Origin of the sequence: Phaeobacter sp. HF9A, assembly GCF_011806385.1 — a bacterium.
GTDB lineage: Bacteria > Pseudomonadota > Alphaproteobacteria > Rhodobacterales > Rhodobacteraceae > Epibacterium.
Map to the genome: position 1 here is coordinate 1 of NZ_JAATOX010000260.1, position 511 is coordinate 511.

Genomic DNA, 511 nt, shown 5'->3' on the forward strand with positions numbered 1-511 from the left:
CATCTGGACACAGGCGGAAAGCACAAGCGCGTCGATGTTCTTCAGGTTCGCGCGCTTGTAGATCTCGGTCAGGTTCATGGGATCCTGCGCTGCAACCTCCAGGTTGTCGGGGATCTCCAGGGCGATACTGTCGGTCACTTCGACGCCTTCGGCGGTGATATAGTCGGCCACCATATCGGTCAGTGGGCGCATATAGGGTGTCACGATCGACACCCGTTTGGCCCCCATCAGATGCAAGCCATCGACCAGCGCCCCGGCGGAGCTGACCACCGGCGCGGGGTGGCCGTTGTCCACCGTCACCTGATGCAGCCGCGCCTGGCTTTCGCGGTGATACCCGCGGCCCATCGACATGATCGCAACAAGGCAGGCATAGCCCATCCCGTCAACCGCCGCATCCGATAGCTCCAAGGCGCAGCGGTCGCTGTCCTTGTCCATCGCGGCGAGCTCTTCCCTGGTGACCTTCTTCATCCGCATGCGGCTGGAGTGAAACGAAAACCGCTCGGAATAGAGG

At 62.0% G+C, this 511-nt stretch carries 1 protein-coding gene; it reads right to left on the minus strand.

The annotated features are described in order from the left end of the window. Nucleotides 1-511 (minus strand): Asp/Glu racemase (locus HCZ87_RS20785; RefSeq protein ID WP_167647025.1); only part of this gene is annotated, 511 nt, incomplete at both ends.